Below are 25,796 nucleotides of genomic sequence, written 5' to 3' on the forward strand. Positions count from 1 at the left end.
GGCACCTTTCAGTCGTTGGCCGGCCCCGCGCCGGGGCGCGGGGCCTTCGCAAGGGGTGGCGCGCCGGCCCGCTCGGCGGCCGGGCGCGGGCGGCTACTCGGCGATCTCCCGCAATCCCGTGAGGAATTGGTCGGCGAGGCGCTCGATGGTGGCCGTGTGGTGGATGGCGGTGGAATGGATCCATTCGATCCGCAGCTCGCCGTCGATGACGGCCGCCACGATGTCGATCAGATGCGGTCGGGGCTGCTCGGGCGCCTGGTCCTGGCCGAGCCCGTCCAGCTGTCCGCGGACGAGGCCGTCCTGGTCGGCGGTGAGGTCCCACTGCCCCATGTAGTTGAAGCTGATGTGCGGCTGTTCCTGGAAGGCCAGCGCGCCGCCCGGCCGGTCCGCCTCGGACAGGTAGCGCAGGGCGCCGTACCCCAGGCCCCGTCCGGGCACCTGGCGCAGGCTGCGCTTGACCGTCTTCAGGGCGCGTCCCCAGTCCCCGTCGGGGACGTCGAGGGTGACCGGGTAGATCGTCGTGAACCAGCCGACCGTGCGGGAGAGGTCCACGTCCTCGAAGAGTTCCTCGCGTCCGTGCCCCTCGAGGGCGATCGTGACCGGAGTCCCGGCCCACCGGCCCAGCACCCGGCCCAGTACCGCCAGCAGCACGTCGTTGATCTGGGTGCGGTACAGGCCGGGCACCCGGGTCAGCAGGGACTCGGTGGCCTCACGACCCAGCCGTACGGTCGTCGCCACGGTGTCGCCGTAGGTGTTGACGGCCGATCCGTCGCGGGGGATCGCGGGCGAACCGCCGGCGGCGGCCCAGTACTCGACCTCGTCGTCCAGTCCGCCGGAGCGGACGTGGTCGGTCAGGCGCCGCGACCACAGCTGGTAGCTGCTGGTCCTGCCGCCCAGGTCGACCGGCCGGCCGGCGACGAGTCGGGCGTACGCCGTGGCGAGGTCCTCCAGCACCACGCGCCACGACACGCCGTCCATCACCAGGTGGTGCACGACGAGGAACAGCCGGGGGAGCCGGCCTTCGCCCAGCCGGAAGAAGACGCCCTGCAGCAGGGTGCCGGCGGTCAGGTCGAGCGAGCTCTGAGCGGTCGACGCGGCCTCTTCGAGGGAACGTTCGAGGCCGGCGTCGTCCTCCGTGGACAGGTCGCGCACCAGCAGCTGCGGCGCGACCGCGTCGCCGTACTCCTGGCTCCACCCGTCATCCGTACGGACGTAGCGCATCCGCAGCGCGTCGTGATGGGCGACGACGGCGGCCAGGGCCCGGCCGAGCAGGGTGCTGTCGGTGTCGGGAGCCAGCTCGACGTGCACCGACATCGCGTACCGGTCCGGGTTGACGGTGTGCTCGGCGAGGAACCACCGCTGGATGGGGGTGAGGCCGACCTCGCCCGAGACGGCGGCGGAGTCGCCGCCGGTGACGGACGCCCGCTCCACCAGCCGGGACAGCGCGGCGATGCTCTGGTGGAGGAAGAGCAGCTTGGAGGTCAGCTGCAGACCCTGCTGCCGCGCCCGGGAGACGACCTGGATGGAGAGGATCGAGTCGCCGCCGAGGTGGAAGAAGTTGTCGTGGATGCCGACCTTCTCCACGCCCAGGACCTCGGCCCAGACCGCGGCCAGGATCTCCTCGGTCTCGTCGCGCGGGGCGGCGTACTGCGAACCGAGCCGGTCCGTGTGCACCTCCGGGGCGGGCAGGGCGCGCCGGTCGACCTTGCCGCTCGGGGTCAGCGGGAGGGCGTCCAGCGTGACGAACACGGCCGGGACCATGTAGTCGGGCAGCGAGCCGGCCAGATGCTCGCGCAGCTCGGGCGTGGAGACGTCCCGGTCACCGACGACGTAGGCGACCAGCCTGCGGTGCCCGCTCTCCTGCCGGTGGGCCACCACGACGGCCTCGCGCACCCCGACGCATCGGACCAGCACCGTCTCGATCTCGCCCAGCTCGATGCGGAACCCGCGGATCTTGACCTGGTCGTCGGCCCGGCCGAGGTGTTCCAGTGTGCCGTCGGCGCGCCAGCGGGCGATGTCGCCGGAGCGGTACATCCGCTCCCCCGGCTCGCCGTAGGGGTTGGCCGGGAAGCGCTCGGCGGTGAGCTCGGGCCGGTGCAGATAGCCGCGCGCCAGGCCGGCGCCGCTCACGTGGATCTCGCCCGGGACGCCGACGGGAACGGGCGCGCCCGCCTCGTCGAGCAGCAGCACCCGGTAGCTCGGCAGGGGCCTGCCCGCCGGGATGCGGCCGCCGGCCGCCACGTGCTCGGCCAGCACCTCCTGGTAGGTGACGTGCACCGTCGTCTCGGTGATGCCGTACATGTTCACCAGCCGGGCCGCGCCGTCGCCGAAGCGGTCGAACCAGGTCATCAGGTGCTTCGGCTCCAGGGCCTCGCCTCCGAAGACCACCCAGCGCAGCTCGCGCAGGGTCCCGGCGTCGCGCTCCGCCGCGCTCTCCACGAGTTCGCGGAACATCGACGGCGTCTGGTTGAGCACCGTCACGCCCTCGTCGCGCAGGAGCGTCCACATCGCCTCGGGGCTGCGGGCGACGTCGTGCGGCACGATCACCGCGTGGCCGCCCGTGCTCAGGCAGCCCCACAGTTCCCAGACCGAGAAGTCGAACGCGTACGAGTGGAAGACGGTCCACACGTCCCGCTCGTGGAACCCGTAGGCCGGTTGGCTGTTCGCCAGCAGGTTGAGCACCGTGTGGTGTTCCACGGCGACGCCCTTGGGGCGCCCGGTGGAGCCGGAGGTGTAGATGACGTACGCCAGGTCCGCCCCGGTCACGGGGGCCTGGGGTGCCGTGGCCGGGAGGGCGCCGATCGCGGCGGCGTCGCGGTCCAGGTCGACGACCACGGCGTCGGCCGCCGGGAGGCGCCGCTGCAGGCCCCGGTGCGTGACCAGGAGCCCGGCTCCGGAGTCCTTCAGCATGTACTCCAGCCGGTCCGCCGGATACGCGGGGTCCAGCGGCACGTACGCCGCACCGGACTTCAGGATTCCCAGCAGGCCGACGACCATCTGCGCACTGCGTTCGACGGACAGGCCGACCAGCAGGCCGGGGCCGGCTCCCAGGGCGATCAGGTGGTGGGCGAGCCGGTTCGCCCGCTCGTCCAGCTCCCGGTAGGTCAGGGTCTCCCCGCCGCAGGACACCGCCGTGGCGTCCGGGGTGGCGGCGGCCCTCGCGGCGACGTGCTCGTGGATGCCGCCGGCCGGTACGGGCTCGGCGCCCGTCGCGTTCCACTCGTGCACCACGCGCTCCAGCTCGGCCCCCGTGACCATCGGGAGGGCCGACACGGGGCCCTTGGGCTCGGCGGCCACGCCGTCCAGGAAGACGCCCACGTGCTCGGCGAACCGGGCGATCGTCGCCTCGTCGAACAGCTCGGTGCCGTACTCGACCAGGACCGACAGCCCCGACTCGTGTTCCTCGAACTCGATGGTGAGGTCGTACAGGGCGCTGTCCCGCTCCATCGCGAAGTCCCCGACCCGGACGCCGGGCAGCTCCGGGTTCATCCCGGGGGCGTTCTGCATGACGACCATGACCTGGAAGAGCGGTGTGCGGCTGGTGTCGCGCTCCCGCTGCACCGCCTCCACCACCCGTTCGAAGGGCACCTCCTCGTGCGCGAAGGCGTCCAGGACCGTCTCGCGGACCTGCCCCACGAGCTCACCGAAGGACAGCTGCGGGTCGATGTGCGAGCGCAGTACGACGGTGTTCACGAGGAACCCGACCAGCTGCTCCAGGCCGGCGTGCCCGCGGCCCGCCGAGGCGGTGCCGACCGCGACGTCCCGCTGTCCGGAGTACCGGGAGAAGATCACCTTCAGTGCGGTGGTCAACGCCATGAACAGGGTCGCGCCCTGTTCGCGGGCCACCTTCCGGACCCCCTCGACGACGGGCAGCGGCACCTCGAAACCGTAGGCCGCGCCGGCCGAGGAACGCACCGCGGGCCGCGGCCGGTCCGTGGGCAGCTCCAGCGGGGCGATGCCCTCCAGCCGCTCGCGCCACCAGGCCAGCTGGGTGTCCAGCAGACCGCCGTCCTCCAGCCGGCCGCGCTGCCACGCGGCGAAGTCGGGGTACTGCACCGGGACCTGCGGCAGTCGCGGGTCGGTGCCGCCCACCCGGGCCGCGTACAGCTCACCCAGCTCGTGGGCGACGATGCCCACCGACCAGCCGTCGGTGACGATGTGGTGCATGCCGATGGCGAAGACGTACTCGTCGGCGGTCAGTCGCACCAGCAGGAGCCGCAGCAGCGGGCCGTTCTCGAGGTCGTACGGCCGTGCCAACTCGCCGCGGACGATCTCCGCCAGGCGCTCCTCGCGTTCGTCGGCGGCGGCCTCGGACAGGTCGGCGGTGGTCCAGCGCGGCTCCAGGACGGGGTGGACGCGCTGCAGGCCCCGGCCGTCGGCCATGACGAACGTGGTGCGCAGCGACTCGTGCCGGCCGACCAGGTCGGTGGTGGCGGCGCGCAGCGCGGCCGTGTCCAGGTCACCGGTCAGCCGCATGGCGGCCGTCGAGTGGTACTCCGTGCTGTCCTGGTTGAAGTCCTGGAGGAACCACAGGCGCTGCTGTCCGAAGGACATCGGCAGCGGGCCCGTGCGGTCGGCCACCGGGATCGAGGTGTCGGCGGGCGCCCGGTCGGGTGCCAGCGACTCGGCCGCCTGCGCGACGGTCGGGGCGTCGAACAGCACGCGCGGCGAGAGCTGGACGCCCAGGGCCCGGTGGACCCGGGAGACCACCTGGATGGCGATGATGGAGTTGCCGCCCAGGTCGAAGAAGTTGTCGTGGACGCCGACGCGTTCGGCTCCGAGCACTTCGGCCCAGATCCCGGCCAGGACCTCCTCGGCCGCATCGCGCGGGGCGACGTACGGCGAGCCCGCCGGGTCGCCCTGGATCTCGGGCCGCGGCAGCGCCTTCACGTCGATCTTGCCGTTCGGGGTCACCGGCATCCGCTCCATGGGGACGAACGCCGCCGGCACCATGTGGTCGGGCAGCGAGGCCGCCAGGGCCGAGCGCAGCCCCCCGCTCGTGAGCTCCCGGTCCGCGGTGAAGTAGGCGACCAGCCTCTTGTCGCCGGGGTTGTCCTCCCGAACGAGCACGGAGACCAGGCCGACTCCTTCCCGGGCACCGAGCGCGGCCTCGATCTCGCCCAGCTCGATGCGGTAGCCACGGACCTTGACCTGGCCGTCGGCGCGGCCGATGAACTCCAGTCGGCCGTCGCCGCGCCAGCGCACCACGTCCCCGGTCCGGTACATCCGCCCGCCGGGGGCGCCGAAGGGGCAGGCCACGAACCGTTCCGCGGTCAGCCCCGGCCGGTTGAGGTATCCGCGGGCCAGCACGGGGCCGGTCGCGTACAGCTCGCCGGCCACGCCTTCCGGTACCGGACGCAGGTCCGCGTCGAGCACGAGCAGGGCGGCGTTCGCGATCGGGCCGCCGATCGGGACCGTGTCGCCGTCGCCGCCACCGCGGTATTCGGCCGCGGTGACCTGGATGGTGGCCTCGGTGGGCCCGTAGAGGTTGACCAGCGGGACGTCCCACGCCGCGCACAGCGCGTCCGCGAGGCCCTTGGGCAGGGTCTCCCCGCCGATGAATATCCGCTTGAGCGCCTTGGGCCTGCGTTCCAGCGGGATCGCGGCCAGCAGGGAGGGCACGAACTCCGCGAGGGTGATGCCGCGCCGGTCCATGAAGTCGGCGAGTCGGAACGGGTCCTTGGACACGTCGGCGGAGACGATGTGGCCCGTGGCCCCGGAGAGCACCGACAGCATCAGTTCCCACACCGAGACGTCGAAGCTGATGGAGGTCCGCAGCAGGACCTGGTCATCGGGGTCGACGGGGAAGGTCGCGTCGAGCCACGCGAGGTGGTTGACCAGGTTGGCGTGCGGGACGCCGACGCCCTTGGGCTTCCCGGTGGAGCCGGAGGTGTAGATCACGTAGGCCAGGTCCGCACCGTCCGGGCCGGGCTCGGGGGCGCAGGAGGGCCGTTCGCGCAGTGCCGCCGCGTCGGCGTCCAGGTCCACCGGCTCGGCCCCGGTGTCGGGCAGCCGGTCCCGTACGCCGTCGTGGGTCACGAGCAGCCGCGCGCCGGAGTCGTTCAGCATGTACGCCAGGCGCTCGGCCGGGTAGGCCGGGTCCAGCGGAACGTAGGCGGCGCCGGACTTCAGGATGCCCAGCAGGCCGACCATCATGTGCAGGCCGCGTTCGGCGGCCAGACCCACCACCTGGTCGGGGCCGGCCCCGCGTGCGATCAGGTGGTGGGCGAGCCGGTTCGCCCGCTCGTCCAGCTCCCGGTAGGTCAGTGACGCGTCTTCGAAGGTGACGGCGACGGCGTCCGGCCTGGCGGCCACCCATTCGGCGAACCGTTCGAGGACGGAGTCCTGCGAGACCTCCACCTGACTCGTCGCGTTCCATTCGCGCACGACCCGGGAGAACTCGCCGTCCGACAGCATCGGCAGCGCCGACACCGGCCGACGGGGGTCGGCGACCATGGCGGTCAGCAAGGTCGCGAAGTGCCGTGCCAGGCGCGCGACGGTGGGCTCGTCGAACAGCTCCGCGTCGTAGGACAGGGAGTAGGCGAACTCGTCGCCGGCGTAGGCGATCAGGTTCAGCGGGAAGTTGGTCGCCTCCACGCCCTCCAGGCCCCGCAGCCGCAGGCCCTGGTCGGCGGCGGTCCGGTCGTTCATCGGGTAGTTCTCGAAGACGACCAGGCTGTCGAAGAGGTTGGTGCCGCGTTCGACGCCGCTCCAGCTCTGGATCTGCCCCAGCGGTACGTACTCGTAGCCGCGCGCCTCGACCTGTGCCCGCTGCACCTCGGCCAGCCACTGGACGACGGGCGTGCTCGTGCCGGCCGTGATCCGTACCGGCAGGGTGTTGATCATCATGCCGACGATCGAGTCGATGCCCGGCAGGTCGGCGGGGCGGCCCGAGACCGTCGCGCCGAAGACCACGTCCCGCTCGCCGGCGTACCGGGAGAGCAGCAGCGCCCAGGCGCCCTGGACCACAGCGTTCACCGTCAGCCGGTGCCGCCGCGCGAAGTCGAACAGCTCCTTGGACGCCTGCGCCGAGAACTGCTCGACCAGGCTGTCCGTGGACCGCGACCGGTGGCTGGACGCCGGGCGGCGGTCGTACGGCAGCGGCGTCGGCTCGTCGAAGTCCGCCAGCAGGCCTCGCCAGTACTCCTCGGCCTGCGTCAGGTCCTGTTCCTCCAGCCAGCGGACGTAGGCGCCGAACGGCCGTCGGGCCGGCAGCTGCGGCGTCCGACCGGCGGCGAGCGCGCCGTAGGCCGAGGACAGCTCGGAGAGCACCTGGAAGGTGCTCCAGCCGTCCAGGAGGACGTGGTGGGAGGTGCGCACGACGCGGACGCTGGTGTCCGAGGTGCGGATCAGGGCCAGCCGGGCCAGCGGCGCGACGGTCAGGTCCAGACCCTGTGCGCGGTCCTCGGCCAGGAAGCGCTCCAGCGCCTCCTGCTGCTCCGCCTCCGTCATCCCCCGCCAGTCCAGGTGCCGCACGGGCAGCTCGGCCTGCCGGCTGATCACCATCAGGGGCCGGTCCACCCGGTCCCAGACCAGCGAGCCGCGCAGGATCTCCAGGTGGTCGGTGACCGCCTGCCAGGCGCGGGCGAGCAGGTCCGGGTCCGAGACGCCGTCGAAGACGAAGGCCATCTGCTCGAAGTAGGTGGGCGAATCGGGGTCGGCCAGCGTGTGGAAGAGCATTCCGGCCTGCATCGGCGTCAGCGGATAGACGTCCTCGATCGCGCGTCCGTCGCCGACGATCCGGTCGACGCCCGCCTGGTCGAGACCGGCCAGCGGGAAGTCCGACGGGGTGGCGCCGCCGCTGCCCGGCGCCAGGCAGTGGCCGACGATCTCGCGCAGCGCGGTGAGGAACTCGCGGGCCACCCGCTCGATCGTGGCGGGGTCGAAGACCCGGTCGGAGAAGGTCCAGCTCACGCCGAGCCGACCGTCTTCGACCATGCCGATGACGTCGAGGAGGTACGGGCGGGGCTGGTCCGGCTCGTTGTCGAGGCCCAGGGCCGGCAGGCGGTCGCGGATCAGGCCGTCGTGGCCGGTCGTGCCGTGCAACTGGCCGTGGTAGTTGAAGCTGATCTGCGGCAGCCGGTCCCCGTGCAGCGCGTGGCCCGGGGTGCCGGGCAGGGACAGGAAGCGCAGCGCGTCGTAGCCCAGGCCGCGGCCGGGGATCGCGCGCAGCTGCTCCTTGACGGACTTGACGGTCTCGCCCCAGGAGCGGTCGCCGGGCACGGTGAGCGCGACGGGGAAGTGGGAGGTGAACCAGCCGACGGTACGGGACAGGTCGAGGTCGTCGAACAGCTCCTCGCGTCCGTGGCCCTCCAGGCCGATGACCACCCGGTCCTGGCCGATCCATCCGGCCATGGCCCGGCCCAGCGCGCTGACCAGGATGTCGTTGATCTGCGTGCGGTAGACGGAGGGCACCCGGTGCAGGAGGGCGTCCGTCTCCTCCCGGCTCAGCCGTACGTCGACGGTCCGCTCGTGCGCGGTGACGTTCTCGCCGTCGTGGTCGGTGGGCAGGAGCGGGGCGCCGTCCGGGTCCACGTCGGACCAGTGCCCGATCTCGTGGTCGAGCCCGCCGGAGCGTACGTGGTCGGTCAGGCGCCGCGACCACTGCTGGTAGCTGCTGGTCTTGCCGCCCAGGTCGGCCGGTCGGCCGGCGGCGAGCTGGGCGTACGCCGTGGCCAGGTCCTCCAGCACCACGCGCCACGACACGCCGTCCATCACCACGTGGTGCACCGCGAGGAACAGGCGGGGCGCCTCGCCCTCGACCGGCCGGATGAAGACGCCCTTCACGAGATCGCCCGCGGACAGGTCGTGCGACCGCTGCGCGGCCAGGGCGGCGTCGTGGAGGGCTTGGTCGCGTGCGGTCGCGTCCAGGCCGGCGAGGTCGAGCTCGTCCAGCAGGGCGCCGGCCGGGCGGCTGCCGTACTCCTGGACCCGTCGTCCGTCGGCTGCGACGTAGCGCATCCGCAGGGCGTCGTGGTGCGCGACCACGGCGTCCAGGGCGCGACCCAGGACGGCTCCGTCCGTACCGGGGGCCAGTTCGACCTGCACCGACATCGTGTAGTGGTCCGGGTTGACGGTGTGCGTCGTGAAGAACCACTCCTGGATCGGGGTGAGTTCGACCCGCCCGGAGACCGCGGCCGTCCCGGCGGCCGGCGTGGTGACGGCGGCCTTCCCCACGACGGCGGCCAGTGCGGCGACGCTCTGGTGGACGAAGAGCAGCTTGGAGGTCAGCGCGAGGCCCGCCTGGCGGGCCCGGGAGACGACCTGGATGGACAGGATCGAGTCGCCGCCCAGTTCGAAGAAGTTGTCGTGGATGCCGACGCGTTCGACGCCCAGGACCTCCGCCCAGGCACGGGCCAGGATCTCCTCGGTCTCGTCGCGTGGCGCCACGTACTGCTCGTCGGGCAGGCCGGCTCCCGCTTCGGGCTCCGGCAGGGCGCGGCGGTCCACCTTGCCGCTCGGGGTCAGCGGCAGCGCGTCCAGGGTGACGAACGCGGCCGGGACCATGTAGTCCGGCAGCAGGCCGCCGAGGTGGCCGCGCAGGTCGGCAGGGCGGAGGTCACGGGTGGTGACGAGGTAGGCCACCAGGCGCCGGCGCCCGGAGTCCTCCTGGCGGGCCACGACGACGGCGTCCTCGACGTCCGGGTGCGACAGGACGGCGCTCTCGACCTCGCCGAGTTCGACGCGGAAGCCGCGGATCTTGACCTGGTCGTCCGCCCGGCCGAGGAACTCCAGGTCTCCTCCGGGCAGCAGGCGCGCCCGGTCGCCCGTGCGGTAGAGCCGGTCCGTGCTGTCGAACGGGCTGGTCACGAAGCGCTCGGCGGTCAGGTCGGGACGGTTGTGGTAGCCACGGCCGATGCCGTCGCCGCCGATGTGGATCTCGCCGGGCACGCCCACCGGGACGGGCCGCATCGCGGCGTCCAGGACGTAGACCCGGGTACGGGGCAGGGGCCGGCCGATGGGGACGAACACGCTGTCGCCCAGCGCGTCGTGGGAGGGGACGAAGACGGTGGAGTCGACCGTGGCCTCCGTCCCGCCGTACGCGTTGACGATGACGGCGTCGTGCCGGACCTGGCGCAGCAGCGCCCGGCAGTCCTCGACCCGCCAGCCCTCGGAGCCGACGGAGATCAGCCGCAGCGGGGGGAATCCGTCGCCGCGCCGCTCGACCTCGTGCAGGACGGCGTTCATCAGGGAGGGCACGATCTCGATGCCGGTGGCGCCGGTCCGCTCGATCAGGTCGAGGAGTGCGGACGGGTCGGTGGCGACGTCCTTGGACGCGATGATCAGCGCGCCGCCGAAGGGCAGCGAGCGGATCAGGTCCGCGAAGAAGAGGTCCACGGAGAGGCTGGAGACGGACAGGAAGCGCAGCCGCAGCCCGCTCAGGTCGTACTGCTCGTCCCAGGCGGCGCAGATGTGCCGGACGTTGCGGTGCTCGATGGCGACGCCCTTGGGGTTGCCCGTGGAGCCCGAGGTGTAGATGACGTAGGCCAGGTCGGTGGCACGGACTCCGGTCTCGGGCGCCGTGACGGGCCGTTCCGCGATCGCGGCGCGGTCGGCGTCCAGGTCCACGAGCACCGCGTCCGTGGGCGGGAGGATGCCGCGGGTCCCGTCGTGCGTGACGATCAGGCCGGCGCCGGACTCCTGGAGCATGTAGGCGAGGCGTTCGGCCGGGAAGGCCGGGTCGAGCGGTACGTAGGCCGCCCCCGCCTTGAGGATGCCGAGCAGGCCGACGGCCATCCGGCTGCCGCGCTCGACGCACAGGCCGACCAGGGAGCCCGGTCCCGCGCCGTGCTCACGGAGGTGGTGGGCGAGCTGGTTGGCGCGCTCGTCCAGTTCACGGTGGGTGAGGGTGTCGTCGCCTTCGCCGATGACGGCCACCGCGTCCGGGGTCCGCAGGGCCTGCTCGGCGAGCCGCTCGTGGACGAACGCGTCGGATCCTTCGCTCGAACGCGTCGCGTTCCAGTCCACGACGATCTGCCGGTACTCGTCCTCGGTCAGCATCGACAGTTCCGACACCGCCCGTTCGGGGTCGGCGACGACCGAGGCGAGGAGGGTGCCCAGGTGATCGGTCAGCCGGGTGATCGTCGTCGCGTCGAAGAGTTCGGTGCTGTACTCGACCAGGCCGATCAGCCTGCCGTCGCGCTCCTCGAACTCCAGGGTGAGGTCGAGCAGGGACGCGTCGCGGTCCAGCGGGTATTCGGTGGCCTCGACCGAGGGGAACGCCGCGGCGTCGGCGGGGGCGTTCTGCAGGACGACGCTCGCCTGGACCAGCGGCGTACGGCTGGTGTCGCGCTCCGGTTGCAGCGCCTCCACCAGCCGGTCGAAGGGCACGTCCTCGTGGGCGAACGCGTCGAAGACGGTCTCCTTGACCTGTCCCAGCAGGTCGCCGAAGGACATGTCCGGGTCGACCCGGGAGCGCAGCACGACGGTGTTGACCAGGAACCCGACCAGTTGCTCCAGCTCCGGCAGGCTCCGGCCCGACGAAGAGGTGCCGAGCGCGATGTCCCGCTGCCCCGAGTAGCGGGCGAGGAGCACGTTGACCGCCGCCGTCAGGGCCATGAACAGCGTGGCACCCCTCCGGCGCGCCAGCTCCTTGATCCCGGTGAGCGTCCTCGCGGGCACCTCGAAGAGCTGTGCTGCGCCGGCCGAGGAGCGTACGGCGGGCCGGGGGCGGTCGGTGGGCAGCTCCAGCGGCTCGAGTCCCGCCAGCCGTTCGCGCCACCAGTCCAGCTGCCCGGTGAGCAGCTTCCCGTCCTCCAGTCGGGCGCGCTGCCAGGCGGCGAAGTCCGGGTACTGGACTGCCGCGTCGGGCAGCTTCGCATCCCGCTGTTCCACCCGGGCCGCGTACAGCTCGCCCCACTCGCGCGCCGCGATCCCCATCGACCAGCCGTCCGTGACGATGTGGTGCATTCCCAGGACGCAGATGTGCTCGGCGGCCGAGAGCCTCACCAGCAGTACGCGGACCAGCGGGCCGTTCCCGAAGTCGTACGGGCGGCCCATCTCGGTCCGCACCAGCTCACGGGCCCGCTCCTCGCGGTGGGCCTCGGAGACGTCCGACACGTCCGCGGTGGTCCACTGGGGCGCGGCGTCGGGGCGCAGCACCTGGACGCCGCGGCCGTCCACCATCTCGAAGGTGGTGTGCAGCGACTCGTGCCGCGCCACCAGTTCCCCGGCCGCCGCCCGCAGGGCCTCCGCGTCGAGCGGACCGGTCAGCCGCAGGGCCAGCGCGAGATGGTAGTCGGCGCTGCCCGGCGCGAAGTCCTCCATGAACCACAGGCGCTGCTGCCCGTAGGACATGGGCATGGCCTCCGCGCGCGAGACCACCGGAATCGCGGGTCCGGCGGCTTCGGACCGGCCGGCGAGGCGCTTCGCGAGCGCGTCTCGCAGGTGCGCGGGAAGCGCGGCGATCCGGTCCTCGCGAGAAGACGGCGTGTTCATAAGGACTCCCAGGAGACGTGGACGCCTGCCGGCAGGCGAACCACAAGAGGCGAACCGCAGAATGTGTGCGCCAGGGGGTGGCGGGCGGCGCGGGGCCGCCCGCCGTCACCTCCGGCAAAGAGTGGTGCGGTGGTGTCGAAAGGTGCTGGTGGGGCTGAGGCGGCGTGGGTCAGCCGGTGGCGAGGGACTTGGGCCGCATGTCGGTCCAGTTGGTCTCCACGTACGTGAGGCACTCCTCACGCGGCCGGTCCGCCAGGACGACGGTCCAACCGGCCGGCACCTCGTTGCCGGCGGGCCACAGCGAGTGCTGCCCCTCGTCGTTCACCAGAACGCTGAAGGAACGGTCGGACTGCTCAAAGGGGTTGGACATGATCTCCGGCCTTTCGATGGTGGGGTGGGCGGCGGCCCGCGCCGGGCCGCCGCCGTGGTGATCCGTGGCGCGCGACCGCGTCAGGAAGTGGTGGTGCTCTGCTCCAGCTCGGCGAGGATCCGCTCCTCGACCTCGACGGCCGTTTCGGCGATCGTCGGCCGGTCGAAGAGGGTCCGGGGCGAGAGGGCGGTACCGAAGAGCGCGTTGATCCGTGAGGCCATGCGCACCGCGAGCAGCGAGTCGCCGCCCGCCTCGAAGAAGTTGTCGTGCACACCGACACGTGCGACGCCGAGGAGTTCCCGCCAGATCTCCGCCAGGGCTTCCTCGGTGACGGTGGCCGGCGCCTCGTAGGCGGCGCCGGTGGACACCCGCTCCTGCGGCTCGGGCAGCGCCCTGCGGTCGACCTTGCCGCTGGGGGTCAGCGGCATCTCGTCCAGCCGGCGGAAGACCGCCGGCACCATGAACTCCGGCAGGGTCCTCAGCAGGTGGTCGCGCAGCTCGGTGGTGTGCAGCTCGCCCCGGTCCGCCACGACCACGTGGCCGACGAGGACGGTGCGGTCGTCGTCCGTGTGGGCCACGACCGCCGCGTCCGCGATCCGCGGGTGGGTGACGAGGGCCGCCTCGATCTCACCGGTCTCGATCCTGAAACCGCGGATCTTGACCTGGCCGTCGGCCCGCCCCAGGTACTCCACCGTGCCGTCCGCGCGCCACCTCGCCAGGTCGCCCGAGCGGTACATGCGCTCGCCCGGCCCGCCGAACGGGTCGCGCACGAAGCGCTCGTCGGTCAGCTCCGGCCGGTTCAGGTATCCGCGGGCCAGGCCGGCTCCCGCCACGTGGAGTTCACCGGTGACCCCGACCGGGACCGGCACGCCGATCTCGTCCAGCAGCAGCACCCGGTAGCCGGGCAGCGGGCGCCCGATCGGCATCGGGCCTCCGGCGTGGACGTGCTCCGCCGTGATCTCCTGGCGGGTCACGTACACCGTGGCCTCGGTCGGCCCGTACATGTTGACCAGCCGGGCCGCCCCGGTGTCGTACCGGTCGAACCAGGCCGTGAGGTGCTTGGGCTCCAGCGCCTCACCGGCCAGTACCACCCAGCGCAGGTCCCGCGGCGCGGGCCCGCCGGAGGCGGCGGCGGCCTCCACCAGGGCGCGGAACATCGACGGTGTCTGGCTCAGCACGGTGACGCCCTCGTCCCGCAGCATCGCCCAGGTCGCGACCGGGTTCTGCGCCCAGTCCTGCGGAACCACGACCACCCGCCCCCCGGACGTCAGGCAGCCCCACATCTCCCACACGGAGACGTCGAAGGCGTAGGAGTGGAAGACGGTCCACACGTCGCTCGCGCCGAACCCGAACTGCGGCCGGGTGTTCTCCAGCAGGTTCAGCACCGTGCGGTGCTCGATCGCCACGCCCTTGGGCCGGCCCGTGGAACCCGACGTGTAGATCACGTAGGCGAGGTCCTCGCCGGCCACCGGGACCGCGGGCGCCGACACCGGCAGCCGGGAGATGGCGGCCCAATCGGTGTCGAGGTCCACGACCGGCACCTCGTCGACGCTCAGCCGCTCCTGGATGCCCCGGTGCGTCACCAGCACCGCGGCCCCCGAGTCGCGCAGCATGTACTCCAGGCGGTCGGTCGGATAGGCGGGGTCCAGCGGGACATAGGCTGCGCCCGACTTCATGATGCCGAGCAGGCCGACCAGCAGTTGTACGCCGCGCTCGGCCGCGAGACCCACCACCTGTCCCGGACCCGCGCCCAGCGTGATCAGGTGACGTGCGAGCTGGTTTGCGCGCTCGTCCAGCTCCCGGTACGTGAGGGACTCACGGCCGGACGTGACCGCTGTCGCGTCCGGCGTGGCGGCCGCCTGCCGGGCGACCCGCTCGTGCAGGACACCGGTCGGTGCGGGCGTCCCGCCGGTCGCGTTCCACTCGTGCACCACACGGTCGAACTCGCCGTCCGACAGCATGGGCACCGCCGCCACGGCCCGCTCCGGGTCCTCGACCAGACCCGCCAGCAAGGCGTTGAAGTGTCCCGACATCCGCTCGATGGTCCGTGTGTCGAACAGGTCGGCGTCGTAGGCCAGCGTGTAGGAGAACTCCTCGTCGGCGTAGGCGAGCAGGTTCAGCGGGAAGTTGGTGACGTCCATGCCCTCCAGGTCCCGCAGTCGCAGGCCCCGGGCCGCCATCGCCCCCTCGTCCTTGGGGTAGTTCTCGAAGACGACGAGGCTCTCGAAGAGGCCGGTGCCCCGCTCGACGTCGCTCCAGCCCTGTACCTGCCCCAGCGGTACGAACTCGTAGCCGCGGGCCTCGACCTGGTCGCGCTGGACCCGGCCCAGCCACTCGGCCACCGGCGCCCGGCCGTCGACCTCGATGCGGGCGGGCAGGGTGTTGATCAGCATGCCCGCGATCGAGTCGGCCTGCGCCAGGTCCGTGGGCCGTCCGGACACCGTCGCGCCGAAGACCACGTCGGACTCGCCGGCGTACCGGGCGAGCAGCAGCGCCCATGCTCCCTGTACGAGGGTGTTGACCGTCAGCCGGTGCCTGCGGGCGAAGTCGAACAGCTCCCGCGACTGCCGCGGGGAGAGCCCGGCGGTCAGCCGGCTGGTGGACTGCGTGCTGTGGCTCGCCCGCGGACGTCGGTCGTACGGCAGCGCCGTGGGCTCGCCGAATCCGGAGAGCAGCCCCCGCCAGTACTTCTCGGCCTGTTCGAGGTCTTGTTCCGCGAGCCACTCCACGTACGACCGCAGCGGCCGGCGCGCCGGCAGTACGGGCGTCTCGCCCGCGGCCAGCGCCGCGTAGGCGGTGATCACCTCGGTGAGCACGCTGAAGGTGCTCCAGCCGTCGAGCAGCAGGTGGTGGAAGGAGCCGGCCAGGCGTACGGCGGTGTCGGAGACGCGGATCAGGGCCAGCCGCATCAGGGGGGCGGCCGTCAGGTCCAGGCCGTCGCCGCGGGCCGCGGCCAGGTGCTCTTCCAGCGCACGCGCCTGTTCCGGCTCGGACATCTCCCGCCAGTCGAGCCGCTGGACCGGCAGTTCCGCATGGCGGTGGACCACCATCAGGGGACGTTCGACCTGCTCCCAGACCACCGAGGCGCGCAGTACCTCCAAGTGGTCGGCCACCGTCTGCCAGGCGCGGGCCAGGAGGTCCACGTCCTCCACTCCGTCGAAGACGCAGGTCATCTGCTCGAAGTAGGTGGGCGACTGGGGGTCGGCCAGCGTGTGGAAGAGCATCCCGGCCTGCATCGGCGTCAGCGGGAAGACGTCCTCCACCGTGCGTCCGTCGCCGACGATCCGGTCGACGCCCGCCTGGTCGAGACCGGCCGACGGGAAGTCCGACGGCGTGGCGCCGCCGCTGCCCTCCGCGAGGCAGTGGCCGATGACCTCGTCCAGCGCCGCCAGGAACTCCCCGGCGAGCCGCTCGACCGTGTCGGAGCTGTGGTTGGCGGGCGAGTGGATCCAGTCGATCCGCAACTCGCCGTCGTTGACGGCGGCCACGATGTCCATCAGGTGCGGGCGGGGCAGCCCGGGTGCCTGGTCCCGGCCGAGTCCGTCCAGGCGCCTGCGCACCAGGCCGTCCCGGCTGGTCGAACCGTCCCACTGGCCGAGGTAGTTGAAGCTGATCTGCGGTCCCGTGCCGTCGGCCGGGATGCGGCTCGGGCCGTCCGCGGTGGGCAGGTGGCGCAGCGCGCCGTAGCCCAGGCCCCGGCCCGGGATGGCCCGGATCCGCTCCTTGACCGCCTTCAGGGCCGTGCCCCAGTCCTGGGCCGGTACGTCCAGGGAGACCGGGTAGACGGTGGTGAACCAGCCGAGCGTGCGGGACAGGTCGATGTCGTCGAAGAGGTCCTCGCGGCCGTGGCCCTCCAGCGCGATGGTGACCGGGGAGCCGGCCCACCGGTGCAGGACCCGGCCCAGTGCCGTGAGCAGCACGTCGTTGATCTGCGTGCGGTAGACCGCAGGTACCCGCTGGAGCAGTGCCCTGGTCCGCGTGCGGTCCAGGCGTACGGACGCCACCGCGGAGGAGCCGAAGGTGTTGGGGCCCTCGCCGTCGCGGGGTATCGCGTGGTGCCGCGAGACGTCTTGCCAGTACGGCAGTTCGTGGTCGAAGCCACCGGAGCGCGCGTGTTCCGCCAGTCGGCTCGCCCACTGCTGGTAGCTGCTGGACTTGGCTCCCAGGCCGGCTCCGCGGCCCTCGGCGAGCCCGGCGTACGCGGTGGCCAGGTCCTCCAGCAGTACCCGCCAGGAAACGCCGTCCATGACGAGGTGGTGCGCGGTCAGGAAGAGGCGGGGCAGTCGGCCCGCGCCCAGGCGGAAGAAGACGCCCTTGAGCAGGGTGCCCGAGGCCAGGTCCAGGGACCGCTGGGCGGCCAGGGCGGCCTCGTCGAGGGCGTGCGCCCGCTCGCTCTCGCCGAGGCCGGAGACGTCCCTCACCGTCAGCAGCAGGTCCGGGGCCCGGTCGCCGTACTCCTGGGTCCAGCGGTCCTGGTCGCGGACGTAGCGCATCCGCAGGGCGTCGTGGTGGGCGGCGACCGCGGTCAGCGCCCGTTCCAGGACGGCGGTGTCCGTGTCGGGGGCCAACTCGACCTGGACCGACATGGCGTAGTGGTCGGGGGCGTCGGGGTGCTCCTCGAAGAACCGCCGCTGGATGGGGGTCGCCTCGACGCGTCCGGCGACCACGGTGGGCGCCGTCGAGACGTCGGCGAGGATGCCGACGGCCGGGGCCAGTGTGGCCACGCTCTGGTGGACGAACAGCAGCTTCGAGGTGAGCCGGAGACCGGCCTGCCGGGCGCGCGAGACGACCTGGAGGGACAGGATCGAGTCGCCGCCCAGATCGAAGAAGTTGTCGTGGATGCCGACGCGTTCGACGCCCAGCACCTCGGCCCACACCTCGGCCAGCGCCTCTTCGGTGGGGTTGCGCGGGGCGGCGTAGTCCGAACCGAGGCGGCTCGCCTGGATCTCGGGCTCCGGCAGCCGTCGCCGGTCCACCTTGCCGTTCGCGGTCAGCGGCAGCTTCTCCAGCGGCACGAAGACGGCGGGCGTCATGTAGTCGGGCAGCGACAGGGCGAGGTGGGCGCGCAGTTCGCCGACGGTCACCTCGCGGCCGGCGACCACGTACGCCACCAGCCGGCGGTGCCCCGTGTCGCCCTGGTGGGCCACGACGACGGCGTCCACCACGTCCGGGTGGTTCTTGAGCGCGCTCTCGACTTCGCCCAATTCGATGCGGAAGCCGCGGATCTTGACCTGTCCGTCGGTGCGCCCGAGGAACTCCAGCACCCCGTCGTGACGCCAACGGGCCAGGTCGCCGGAGCGGTACATCCGGGTGCCGGCGTCGCCGTAGGGGTCCGCGACGAAGTGCCCGGCCGTCAGGCCCGGCCGGCCCAGATAGCCCCGGGCCAGACCCGGCCCGGCGATGTACAGCTCGCCCGGCACGCCGACCGGCGCGGGCTCCAGCGTCTCGGTGAGGACGTAGACCCGGGTGTTGCCGATGGGGGTGCCCAGCGGCACCGGTGCCGAGGGGTCGAGACCGGCGCTCACCCCATGGGTGGTGGTCAACGAGGTGGCCTCGGTCGGCCCGTAGCCATTGCCGAGCCCGATCGCGGGGTGCGCCGCGAGCAGCCGGGCGCAGTGCTCGGGCGAGACCTTGTCGCCACCGGCGACGATCTGCCGCAGGCCGCCCAGCGCGCCGGGATCGTCGTCGACGACCTGGTGGAACAGGCCGGCGGTGATGGCCAGATGGGTGACCCCGTGCTCCTCCAGGAAGCTGCCGAGCTCGCTGCCGGTGGGCGCGGACGGCGGGTGGACCGCCAGCCGCGCACCATTCAGCAGCGCGGACCACACCTCCAGGGTGGAGGCGTCGAAGGACACGGACGCGAACTGGGCGACGACGTCGCCCGGCCGTACGTCGAACACCCCGGACTCGTGGATCAGGCGGACCACGGCGCGGTGCGAGGTCATCACGCCCTTGGGGGCGCCGGTGGAGCCGGAGGTGTAGATGACGTACGCGAGGTGGTCCGGGCTGAGGGCGACCTCGGGGGCGGTGGCCGGGTGGTGCGCCGACTCCTCCCCGCCCGGTTCCACGTCGATGAGGCGGGCACCGGTCCCGGTCAGTCGGTGGTGAAGGTGCGGCTGGGTGACCAGCAGCCGGACGGCGGCGTCCTCGATCATGTACGCGAGCCGGTCGGCCGGGTACTCGGGGTCCAGCGGCACGTAGGCGGCGCCCGCCTTGAGGATCGCGAGCAGCGCCACGATGGTCAGGGCGCCGCGCTCCATGCACAGCCCGACGAGCACGTCCGGGCCCGCGCCCTGCTCCGTCAGGTGGTGGGCGAGCCGGTTGGCCCGCTCGTCGAGCTCGCGGTAGGTCAGCTTCTCCTCGCCGTAGGAGAGGGCGACCGCGTCGGGACGGCGGGCCACCTCGGCGGCGAACAGTTCGGGCAGCGCCGCGTCCGGCAGGTCTCGGGCGGTGTCGTTCCAGGTGTGCAGGACGTCCCGGAACTCTCCCTCGTCGAGCATCGGCAGGGCGGCGACGGCCCTGTCGGGCGTGGTGGCCGCGGCGCCGAGCAACACGCACAGGTGGCCGGCGAGGCGGGCGACGGTGGCTTCGTCGAACAGCGCGGTGCTGTAGATGATCCGGCCCGTGAGGCCCGTGTCCGTCTCGGAGAACTCGACCGTCAGGTCGAAGGGCGCCGCCACCCGGTGCACGGGGTGGTCGCGGACTTCGACGCCGGGCAGCACGACCTGGTCGTTCGAGGCGTTCTGCAGTACGACCATGGTCTGGATCAGCGGCGTGCGGCTGGTGTCCCGCTCGGTCTGGAGCACTTCGACCAGCCGCTCGAACGGCACGTCCTCGTGGGCGAAGGCTTCCAGGACGGTCTCCTTGACCTGGTCGAGGAAGGCGCCGAAGGACTGGTGGGGGTCGACCCGGGAGCGCAGCACGACCGTGTTCACCAGGAACCCGACGAGCTGTTCCAGGTCGCGGTGGCCCCGGCCCGACGACGCCGTGCCGATCGCGATGTCCGTCTGTCCGGAGTAGCGGGCGAAGACCGCCTTGACCGCGGCGGTCAGCACCATGAACAGCGTGGCGCCGCGGGCACCCGCCAGCTCCTTGGCGCCGGCGACGGTCGTGACCGGCACCTCGAAGGCGTACTCTCCGCCGGCGGTGGAGCGCACCACCGGGCGGGGCCGGTCCGTCGGCAGCTCCAGCGGGGTGATGCCGGTCAGTCGTTCGCGCCACCAGTCCAGCTGCCGGCCCAGCAGGCCGCTGCCCTCCAGCCGGCCGCGCTGCCAGGCGGCGAAGTCCGCGTACTGCACGGGCACACCGGGCAGGGCCGAGGGGCGCGGGAGCGCCCGGGCCGCGTACAGCTCGCCCAGTTCCCGGGCGACCACGCCCATCGACCAGCCGTCGGTCACGATGTGGTGCATGCCGAGGACGAAGACGTACTCGTCGGCGGCGAGGGCGACCAGGAGGACGCGGACCAGCGGTCCGCCCTGCAGGTCGTACGGCCTCGTCACCTCGGCGCGGACCAGCTCGCCCAGTCGGTCCTCGCGCAGGTCCGCGGCGACGGTGGTGAGATCGGTGGTCTTCCACTCCGGCTCCAGGGCCGGGTGGATCACCTGGACGCCGCGTCCGCCGACCACGCCGAAGGTGGTGCGCAACGATTCGTGACGGGCCATGAGGTCGTGCACGGCGCCCCGCAGGGCGTCCACGTCGAGTTCGCCCGTCAGCCGCAGCCCGGTGGCCGTGTGGTACTCGGCACTGCCCGGGTCGAAGTCCTCCAGGAACCACAGGCGCTGCTGCCCGTAGGACATCGGCAGTTCGCCCTCGCGGGAGACGGCCGGGATCGGGGCGTCGCCGCCCTGCTCCGCCGTGGCGACCGACGCGGCGAGGGCGGCGACGGTCGGGGTGTCGAACAGGACGCGCGGGGAGAGTTTGATGCCCAGCGCCTTGCGCATGCGGGCGACGGCGCGCACGGAGAGGATCGAGTTGCCGCCCAGGGCGAAGAAGTCGTCGTCGACGCCGAAGCCCTCGATCTCGAGCACTTCGGACCAGACGCCCGCGATGGTCTCCTCGATGGCGTTGCGCGGCGCGATGCGGCCGGCGGCCCGCTCCTGCGCGGTCGCCGGGTCGGGCAGCGCCTTGCGGTCGACCTTGCCGTTGGGGGTCAGCGGCAGGGTGTCGAGCACCACGATCGCCGACGGCACCATGTAGTCGGGCAGGGTCGCCGCGAGGTGGGTCTTGATCTCCTCGGCCGTGGGGCGCGCGGCGCCGAGCGGGGAGACGTACGCCAGCAGGTTGGTGTTGTGGGTGACGACGACGGCCTGCGCCAGGTCCGGGTGCCGGACCAGCGCGCTCTCGATCTCGCCGAGTTCGATGCGGAAGCCGCGGACCTTGACCTGGTCGTCCGCGCGACCGAGGTACTCCAGCACGCCGTCGGCGGTCCAGCGGGCCACGTCACCGGTGCGGTACATCCGGCGACCCGGCTCGCCGAACGGGTTGGCGACGAACCGCTCCGCGGTCAGTCCGGCCCGGCCGTGGTATCCACGGGCCAGCCCGGCGCCGGCGATGTAGAGCTCGCCACGGACGCCCGCGGGCACCGGGTGCAGGGCGTCGTCGAGGACGTAGACCTGCGTGTTGGCGATCGGCGCGCCGATCGGCGGCACCGCACCGCCGCTCAGCGGCGCGCTCATGGTCGCGCACACGGTGGTCTCCGTCGGGCCGTACGCGTTGACCATGCGGCGACCGGCGGACCAGCGCGCCACGAGGTCACCGGTGCTCGCCTCGCCGGCGACGACGAGCGTGGCGTCGGCGGGCAGACCACGGCCCTCCGGCAGGACGGCGACGGTGGCGGGGGTCAGCGTGGCGTGGGTGACCCCGTGCTCCACGGCGTACGCGGCCAGCGGCTCGCCGGGAAGCATGGCGTCCTTCGAGCCCATGACCAGCGTGGCGCCGGTGACGAGGCCCATGCACATCTCCCAGAACGCCGCGTCGAAGCTGGCGGAGGCGAACTGCAGGATCCGGCTGTCCGGTGTGACGTCGAAGTGCTCGGTCTGTACGGCCGCGAGGTTGCCGATGCCGGCGTGCGAGACGAGCACGCCCTTGGGCCGGCCGGTGGAGCCGGAGGTGTAGATGACGTACGCGAGGTCCTGCGGGGACATCTCGACGTCCGGCGCGGTGGACGGGTAGGGGTGCCCGTCGGCCTGCGTCGGCTCCTCGTCCACACCGACCAGGACGGCGTCGGTGCTCGGCAGCCGGTCGCCCAGGCCCTTCTGCGTCACGACCAGTCGCGCGCCGGAGTCCTGGAGCATGTAGGCGAGCCTGTCGGCCGGATAGTCGACGTCCAGCGGCAGATAGGCGGCGCCCGCCTTCATGATGCCGAGCAGTCCGACGGCCATCGGGGCGCCGCGCTCCACGCACAGGCCGACCAGGACGTCCCTGCCCGCGCCGAGTCCGCGCAGGTGGTGCGCGAGGCGGTTGGCCCGCTCGTCCAGCTCCCGGTAGGTCACCGAGCCGTGCTCGTCGATGACGGCCACGGCGTCCGGGCGGGAGGCCGCGTGGGCGGCGAAGAGCTCGGGGAAGGTGCCGGTGGGGACCTGTCGGCCCGTGGCGTTCCACTCCCGTACGATCCGGTCGAACTCGCCGTCCGTCAGCATCGGCAGCGCCGAGACCGTGCGCCGGGGGTCTTCGGCGGCGCCCGCGAGCAGGACGCCGAGATGGCCCGCGAGCCGGGCGATGGTGGACTCGTCGAAGAGGGCCGTGCTGAAGCGGATGCGGACCGTCGGCCGCTCCGCCGGGCCGGCGAACTCCAGCGAGAGGTCCAGCGGGTCGAAGGCGGCCGGGAGCGCGTCGCCGTCCTCCCGCACGACGACCATGGCCTGGACGAACGGGGTCACGCTGGTGTCCTGCTGCGGTGCCAGCACGTCGACGAGGTGCGCGAGCGAAACGCCGTCGTGCTCGAAGGCGTCCCGCACCGTCTCCCTGACCTGGGCGACGAGCTCTGCGAACGAGGCCCCCGACTCGACCCGGCCGCGCAGCACGACGGTGTGGCCGTTGCGCGGGGAGAGCGTGCCGACGGCTATGTCGTCCTGGCCCGAGTAGCGCGTGAGCAGCGCCTTCACGGCGGCCACGAACACCTCGTGCGGCGTGGCCCCGTGACGTGCGGCCATGTCCCGTACGGCCTTGGCCAGGCCGAGCGGGACATCGATGTCGTACGTCTGCGTCCCGGCCGACCGTACGACGGGCCGCTGTCGGTCCGTCGGCAGTTCGAGGGGAGTGATCCCCGCCAACCGCTGACGCCAGAATTCCACGTGCCGGGAGGGTTCCCGGTTGGCCGACGCTGCAGCGCGAGTCACGCTGTACCTCCAGGATTGACGGACTCCGGCAACGGCTGCCCCCGGCCTGGGGCGGGGGGCGGCTGCCGAGAAGTCGGAGAAGAGTGGTCAGGACGCGGCGGGAAGCCGTCAGACCGCGGCGCGGACGCGCATGGCGGAGCGCCCTGCGAGCTGCAGGAGGGCGATCTCGCCCGTACCGCCGTCCAGGACGAAGCGTCCGACGTAGGGGGCGGCGTCGGTGTCGACGCGCCGGGCGGTGAAGTTCAGGCCGTCGTTCAAGGTGACGTCGGCGACCAGGCCGGTGCGGTCGCTGAGCCGGATGCCGTCGTGGTGGCGTCGGACGGAGAAGACGGTGTCGCCGTTTGCGTAGTCGCCCACGAGCCGTTCGGTCTCCTGCGGGCCGGTGCCGGTGCCGGCTCCGGAGGCCGCGGGGTGGGGCGCGGGGACGCCGGGCCGGTGGTCGCCGACGTCGATGCCCAGGGTGCGCAGTTCCTCCACCACGTCGGGCCAGAGGCTGGACCCGGTGGTGGCGTTGGTGGTCAGGGCGACGGCGAGGCCCGATCCGGGGTGGAAGCGCAGGTGCGCCGTACCGCCGTCCACCGTGCCGTCGTGGCCGAGCCAGCGGTTGTCCGCACTGCCGTAGTGCCCCAGGCCCAGGGCCCAGGCGTCGGCCATGCCGAAGGCGTCGGCTCCGGGCACGGGCGTGCGCATCTCGACGCGCTGCTCGTCCTCCAGGAGGGCGGCGACCTTCGGGTCGGTGCCGATGTGCAGCCGGGCGAGCACGACGAGGTCCCGGGCGCTTCCGCTGAGGCCGCCGGCCGGTGTCCACGTGGGCGGCAGGAACTGGTCGACCGGGCGGGCCTCGCGCTGTCCGGGCCGGACCGCGTGCCCCGTGGTGAGGGGCCGGGCCGGCCCGTCGGGGCTGTGATCGACGTAGGGGTCGACGCCCAGCGGGCGCAGCAGGAAGTCCTGGAGCGCGTCGCGCCACTTCAGACCGGTGACCTCCTCGACGACCCGGCCCAGGATGTTGTAGCCGGTGTTCGAGTACGAGAAGGAGTTCCCGGGGCGGTCCAGCAGCGGGAGCTCGGCGACGCTCTTCGCGTAACGGAACAGGGACCGCTCGTCGGTCTCGTCGAGTTCGTGGTCCGCGACCAGGCCGCTGGTGTGGCTCAGGAGCTGCCGGGCGGTGACCGAGGCCAGCCGGGCGTCCGCCGGCTCGCGGAATTCCGCGAGGACGTCGGAAACGGGCCGGTCGAGGTCCAGGTCGCCGTCGGACACGAGCTGGAGCACCAGCGTCGCGGCGAAGACCTTGGTCACGGATCCGTAGGCGAACGCCGAGCGGGGGTCGACCGCGCGGGTTCCGTCACAGCACTCGGTTCCGGCGACGGCATCGACGGTCTCGGTGCCGGTGTGCACGGAGAGCTGCGCCCCCGGGACGGCGTGAGCGTGCGTCAGTTCCTCTAATCGGCTCGCAAGGTGCCGTGCTTCCATGTTTTCCCCCGTAGTCGAACGACCGGCGGAATTCCGCCGGTACGGGTACCCGCACCCATGTGGTGCGGGTACCCGTACCTCTCCATCCTTGATCGTTCTGCCAATCCAGGGCAAGCCGTTTCCCTGGGAGGAAAAAGCCCAGGTCAGAGGCCTCTTGGCGGACTCCGCGGCAGACCACGCGGAAACCCGACCCACTAGGGTGACGGCATGTCAGCCACCCGTTACACCTATCTGGGTCCGGAGGGCACCTTCACCGAAGCCGCGCTCCGCACGCTTCCCGAAGCGGCCACCCGGGAACTCGTACCCATGATGTCCGTGACCGCGGCGCTCGACGCCGTACGCAGCGGCGAAGCCGCCGCCGCCCTCGTCCCGATCGAGAACTCGGTGGACGGCGGGGTCACCACCACGCTCGACGAACTCGCCGACGGCGAACCGCTGATGATCTACCGAGAGGTGCTCCTTCCCATCACCTTCGCACTGTTGGTACGCCCCGGCACCCACCTGGACGACATCAAGACGGTCACGGGCCACCCGGTCGCACAGCCCCAGGTGCGCAACTGGCTGGCGGCGAAGCTGCCCGACGCCCGGTGGGAGTCGGCGGCCTCCAACGCGGACGGCGCCCGACTCGTCCAGGAGGGACTTTACGACGCCGCGTTCGCCGCCGAATTCGCGGCGGCGACGTACGGACTCGAACCGCTGGTCACCCGGATCCACGACGCGGAGAACGCCGAGACCCGCTTCGTGCTCGTCGGCCGGCCGGCACGGCCGTCGGCACCGACCGGCGCCGACCGGACGTCGTTGATCGTCTGGCTGGGCGACGACCATTCGGGCGCGCTGCTCGAACTGCTCCAGGAACTCGCCGTACGCGGTGTCAACCTGATGCTGATCCAGTCGCGGCCGACGGGCGCGGGGATCGGCAACTACTGGTTCGCCCTGGACACCGAGGGCCACATCACCGAGCGGCGGGTCACCGAGGCCCTGATGGGGCTCAAACGCCGCGCCCCCCGGGTCCGCTTCCTCGGCTCCTATCCTCGGGCCGGGATGACGCCGAGGGACACGCGTGCGCCGCTGCCCGGCACCAGCGACCCGGAGTTCACGAACGCGGCGGACTGGCTGACGCGCATCCAGGACGGCCAGCCCTGAGGCGAGGCGCCGGACCCCGACCCGGGACCGCGGGCCCG

General features: G+C 72.5%; 5 protein-coding genes. 1 reads left to right on the forward strand and 4 read right to left on the reverse strand.

Annotated features, from left to right (window positions below; all coding sequences use genetic code 11):
* Window positions 1-93: 93 nt before the first annotated feature.
* The 4 genes from ACFYZL_RS25240 to ACFYZL_RS25255 form a co-directional block, all read right to left on the reverse strand.
* Complete coding sequence (locus tag ACFYZL_RS25240; protein ID WP_388681828.1) at window positions 94-12,438, reverse strand: amino acid adenylation domain-containing protein; 12,345 nt, start codon at window positions 12,436-12,438, stop codon at window positions 94-96.
* A 169-nt stretch (window positions 12,439-12,607) separates the two neighbouring features.
* Window positions 12,608-12,808 carry an MbtH family protein gene (locus ACFYZL_RS25245; protein ID WP_384744598.1) on the reverse strand — a complete coding sequence of 67 codons (201 nt, stop codon included), beginning with the start codon at window positions 12,806-12,808 and terminating at the stop codon, window positions 12,608-12,610.
* 80 nt (window positions 12,809-12,888) lie between these two features.
* Window positions 12,889-23,145, reverse strand: a complete 10,257-nt coding sequence (locus tag ACFYZL_RS25250; protein ID WP_388681831.1) for an amino acid adenylation domain-containing protein — start codon at window positions 23,143-23,145, stop codon at window positions 12,889-12,891.
* Window positions 23,146-23,253: 108 nt separating this feature from the next.
* A complete protein-coding gene (locus tag ACFYZL_RS25255) occupies window positions 23,254-24,615 on the reverse strand; it encodes a serine hydrolase domain-containing protein (protein ID WP_388681834.1) in 1,362 nt (453 codons plus the stop codon).
* A 207-nt stretch (window positions 24,616-24,822) separates the two neighbouring features.
* On the opposite strand from ACFYZL_RS25255, the gene pheA reads away from it, so the two are divergent.
* Window positions 24,823-25,758: a prephenate dehydratase gene (gene pheA / locus ACFYZL_RS25260; protein ID WP_384744595.1), complete on the forward strand. Its 936-nt coding sequence runs from the start codon at window positions 24,823-24,825 to the stop codon at window positions 25,756-25,758.
* The last annotated feature ends 38 nt before the right edge of the window (window positions 25,759-25,796 follow it).

Source organism: Streptomyces sp. NPDC001717, from assembly GCF_042892775.1.
GTDB lineage: Bacteria > Actinomycetota > Actinomycetes > Streptomycetales > Streptomycetaceae > Streptomyces.